This window comes from Clostridium sp. D46t1_190503_E9, from assembly GCF_015555225.1.
Classification (GTDB): domain Bacteria; phylum Bacillota; class Clostridia; order Clostridiales; family Clostridiaceae; genus Clostridium.
This window is the reverse complement of record NZ_JADNKB010000028.1, coordinates 1-4,327: the sequence shown is the minus strand read 5'-3', so window position 1 is coordinate 4,327 and position 4,327 is coordinate 1. Positions and strand designations below refer to the sequence as shown.

Below are 4,327 nucleotides of genomic sequence, written 5' to 3'. Positions count from 1 at the left end.
TGATAGGTCAGAGGTGTAAGTGTGGTAACATATTTAGCTGACTGATACTAATAGGTCGAGGGCTTGACCAATAAAAAACAGGCTTAAAATTAATTCATGTGCAATTTTCAGAGAACACTCTGAAATCTGGTGATGATGGCGTAGAGGAAACACTCCTTTCCATTCCGAACAGGAAAGTTAAGCTCTACAGCGTCGATGGTACTGCATGGGAGACTGTGTGGGAGAGTAGAACGTTGCCAGGTTATCATGCGTTATTAGCTCAGTTGGTAGAGCACCTGACTCTTAATCAGGGTGTCCCGGGTTCGATCCCCTGATAACGCACCAAAATCCTAAACATTTGTTTAGGATTTTTTTATTTTGAAAATTATTTTTTGGAAATTTCTTTGAAATTTATTAGAATATGAAATTTTATAAATATTGATTGGTTAATTTATAATAAATAATATCTATAATTTAGGGTATACAAAAAATAAAAATAACTTTTAGATAATATGATTTTAAATTATTTTTACATGATGAAAAGATGCTATATAATTTAAAAAAGAGAAATTTAGACTGGAGGGAATATATATGTTTTCAAAAACAAGGAAAGTAGCTATAGTAGGAACAGGATTAGTTGGATCCAGTACAGCATTTAGTTTAATAACACAAGGGGTTTGTGATGAAGTATTAATGATAGATATTAATAGAGAAAAAGCTCTTGGAGAAGTGATGGACTTAAAGCATTGTATAGAATATTTAAATAGAAATACAAAGATAAGAGTTGGATCATATGAAGAATGTGGTGATGTAGATATAGTTGTAATAACTGCTGGAGCGCCACCAAAGCCAGGGCAAACGAGATTGGATTCACTGGATTTATCAGCTAAGATAGTAGAATCAATAGTAGACCCTATTATGGAAAGTGGATTTAATGGGCATTTTATAATAATATCAAATCCGGTAGACATAATAGCTAATCATGTATATAAGATATCTGGATTACCTAAAAGTCACGTCATAGGAACAGGAACATCAGTTGATTCTGCAAGATTAAAGAATTTTATAGGAGATTTATTTAATGTTGATCCTAGAAGTGTTCAAGCTTATTCTATGGGTGAACATGGAGATTCTCAAATGGTTCCATGGTCTCATGTTTATATAGGAGGAAAGCCTTTTAATAAGGTTATACAAGATAATAAAGATAGAGTCGGAGATGTAGATTTAGATAAATTAGTTTTAGAAACTGCTCAAGCTGGATGGGAAGTATATAATAGAAAAGGAACAACCTATTATGCTATAGCAGCTGCTACTGTAGGTATAATAAAAGCGATTATAAATGATGAGAATAAAATAATACCAGTATCTACATTATTAGATGGTGAATACGGTGAATATAATGTATTTAGTGGTGTGCCAGCAGTTCTTAATAGCGAAGGTGTGAAGGAAGTAGTAGAAATAGATATGACGGATGAAGAACTTAAAAGATTTAAAAAATCTAATGACGTTATAAGAGAGTATATAGAAAAATTAAATAAATAATTTAAGTGCTGTTTATAAGAATAACGATATTTTTATAAATGGCACTATTTAATTCTTGAGATAAAGTATAAAATAAATTATATAAGTAACGTGTTATAAATTATTTCCTCTAGTTTTCAAGTGCATGTATGTAGAGGTTAGTTGATTTTAGGCAAATTTAATTTTAGAAGAATAACTCAATAAGTAAATATGTATATGCTATCGGTAATGAATAAAAGCTTTGAGATTGGATAAAATAGAATCGAATTAAAGTCGCATATTTACATATAAAATTGAATTAATTTATATTAATAAGAAAAAATAAAATAATTTTTAAAAAATATGTTGACATATGGACAATATGTCTATATAATAAATTCTTGTTGAGAGAAAAATATCTGGTGATGATGGCGTAAAGGAAACACTCCTTCCCATTCCGAACAGGAAAGTTAAGCTTTATAGCGCCGATGGTACTGCATGGGAGACTGTGTGGAAGAGTAGGACGTTGCCAGGTTCATACGGTTTACTAGCTCAATCGGTAGAGCACTTGACTTTTAATCAAGGTGTACCGGGTTCGATTCCCGGGTAAGCCACCAAAAATCACTTCAGTAATGAAGTGATTTTTTAATAAGAACTTGCTTAGCATTATATATAAAAAGAAAGGATTTTATTCCTTTCTTTTTTATTTTCTCAATATATCATTTTTCATAAATTTTAAAAATTTCTTTATAGATTGTAGATCATCCTTTAATGTTGAAGAATCTTCCTCTTTGAAATAGCCCTTAATATAAATTAACATTATAAAGAATAATATTCCTAAATTAATATACATATCTTTTATATCTGCTATGAATAGATTGCTAATTCCTATAAAGTCCAGGCTACCTCCATAAAAGATTTTATCTATCAATGAACATAGGGCTCCAGATAGAATAAATAAAAATGCCATGTCTGACCAGAACTCTTTATTTCCTTTAGATAAATAATATCTATATACTTCTATAAATAGTATTACTGCTAGCGCATTTAATATTATCAAAGCAGAAAATCCCACTCCAAGGCCAAATCTTGCATTAAGCCAAGATCCATCTGTATTAATTATAGGATCAAAGGAAAGAAACTTTGGTATGATTTCAAAATAGTTATCGAAATAGAAAAGTTTTATTATAAGTTTTATTCCTTGATCTATTAACATAAGTATAAGGAAAATTACAAAAACTATTTTGCTACTAAATCCATTAGAATATTTTTTGGATGTAATGTATATTATCCAGCCTGTAAATGCAAATATGATAGTTAATAATAAATTCATACCTAAAGTATAAAAACTATCTACTCTGCCAGTGATAATTTCAAATGCAAAGTATAATAACCACATTATAGGGAGCAATCCTATTGTTAGCCATTTATCTTTATTAAATTTGTTAGTCATTTTATCCTCCTACAGAAAACTTAAGATATTAAGATTTTATCATACATAGGTATAAATTACATATAAGGATAACAAATTATTTTAAATACTGATATAATTAAAGTGAAAATACTGAATATTTACGTTATTTAGATAAATAATAAAATAACGGCATACAACATAGGAGGGGATTGAAGTGTTAAAAATTTTTGCAGTATCAGATTCAATAGGGGAAACAGCTCAGCAAGTTGCACTGGCAGCATCAAGTCAATTCAAAGGAGAAGTAGAGGTAAAAAGAGTTCCCTATATTAAAGGATTAGAAGATATAGAAGATTTAATGAGAGAGGTTAGTAGTTGCGAAAAGTGTATGATAGTTTCAACTATAATAACTGTAAATGTAAGAGAATATCTAACACAAAAGTGTTTAGAGAAAAATATATCAGTAGTAAATGTACTTGGACCAATAATAAATGTAGCTTCATCTATATTAAATAAAATGCCTGATAATAACCCAGGTGCAATGTGGAAAACCGATGAAGTTTACTTTAAGAGAATTGAGGCAATGGAATTTGCTATGCAATATGATGATAGTAAAGACTACAGAGGACTTAAAAATGCAGATGTTGTACTTATAGGATTATCAAGAACATCAAAAACACCATTATGTATGTATTTAGCTAATAAAGGAATAAAAGCTATAAATATACCCCTTATGCCAGAAGTAGAAATACCAGCGGAACTTTTTGAAGTAGATAAGAAAAAGATCTTTGGATTAGTAATAAATCCTCTACAATTAATAGAAATACGAAAAAGAAGATTAGATAAATTTCATAGAATGCCTACAGGAATTGAATATGCAAGTGATGCTAGAATTTTAGAAGAATTTGATTTTGCAGATAGAATAATGAGACGATTAGGATGTAAAACTATAGATGTTACTCAAAGAGCGATAGAAGATACTGCGTTAATAATACTAGAAGCATTGGGGCACCAAAAGTAAAATACTAGACATATAATCTGTTATCTATAGCTGCATTAGAGTTTTGGATAACAGATTATTAATTATATTTATATTAACCTATAAAAAGACAAAAACACCTATAAAATAATTGTTTTCAAAATAAATCTATAATTTTATTAAAAAATATGATTAAATATGTTGACAATAGTTTTTTTTAATGATAATATTTATTCATCGCCTAAGGCAAGTCAAGTATTTTAAAAAACAATAAAAAATATGTTGACATAAACGACTTAGGATGATAAGATAAGAAAGTCGCTTGAGAGCGATGAAGAAAATGGTCTTTGAAAATTGAACAGAAAATAAGTTAAGTAAAATAAACCAGCAATTCTTTTAGACGTCTTAAAATTAAGACTCAAAGTAATTTGAGCGAAGAGATTAAACTTTTTATTGAG

3 protein-coding genes, 2 tRNA genes and 2 rRNA genes are annotated in these 4,327 nt (G+C 29.1%); 6 read left to right on the top strand and 1 reads right to left on the bottom strand.

Translation table 11 applies throughout. From position 1 onward, the window contains the following. Positions 1-125: 125 nt before the first annotated feature. The 5 genes from rrf (I2E83_RS17840) (at position 126) to I2E83_RS17820 (ending at position 2,096) form a co-directional block, all read left to right on the top strand. Positions 126-242 (top strand): 5S ribosomal RNA (rrf, locus tag I2E83_RS17840). A gap of 6 nt (positions 243-248) precedes the next feature. Further along, positions 249-324 (top strand) — tRNA-Lys (locus tag I2E83_RS17835). Positions 325-570: 246 nt separating this feature from the next. After that, positions 571-1,521, top strand: a complete 951-nt coding sequence (locus I2E83_RS17830) for an L-lactate dehydrogenase (protein WP_195266927.1) — start codon at positions 571-573, stop codon at positions 1,519-1,521. A gap of 376 nt (positions 1,522-1,897) precedes the next feature. Further along, positions 1,898-2,014, top strand: a 5S ribosomal RNA gene (gene rrf, locus I2E83_RS17825). A gap of 6 nt (positions 2,015-2,020) precedes the next feature. Beyond that, positions 2,021-2,096, top strand: a tRNA-Lys gene (locus I2E83_RS17820). An 86-nt stretch (positions 2,097-2,182) separates the two neighbouring features. Here I2E83_RS17820 and I2E83_RS17815 read toward each other — a convergent pair. After that, a complete protein-coding gene (locus tag I2E83_RS17815; protein WP_195431368.1) occupies positions 2,183-2,932 on the bottom strand; it encodes a signal peptidase II in 750 nt (249 codons plus the stop codon). 175 nt (positions 2,933-3,107) lie between these two features. Here I2E83_RS17815 and I2E83_RS17810 point away from each other — a divergent pair, with 175 nt between their 5' ends. Further along, positions 3,108-3,911 (top strand): pyruvate, water dikinase regulatory protein, encoded by an 804-nt coding sequence (locus I2E83_RS17810; protein WP_195266925.1) that lies wholly within the window; start codon positions 3,108-3,110, stop codon positions 3,909-3,911. The last annotated feature ends 416 nt before the right edge of the window (positions 3,912-4,327 follow it).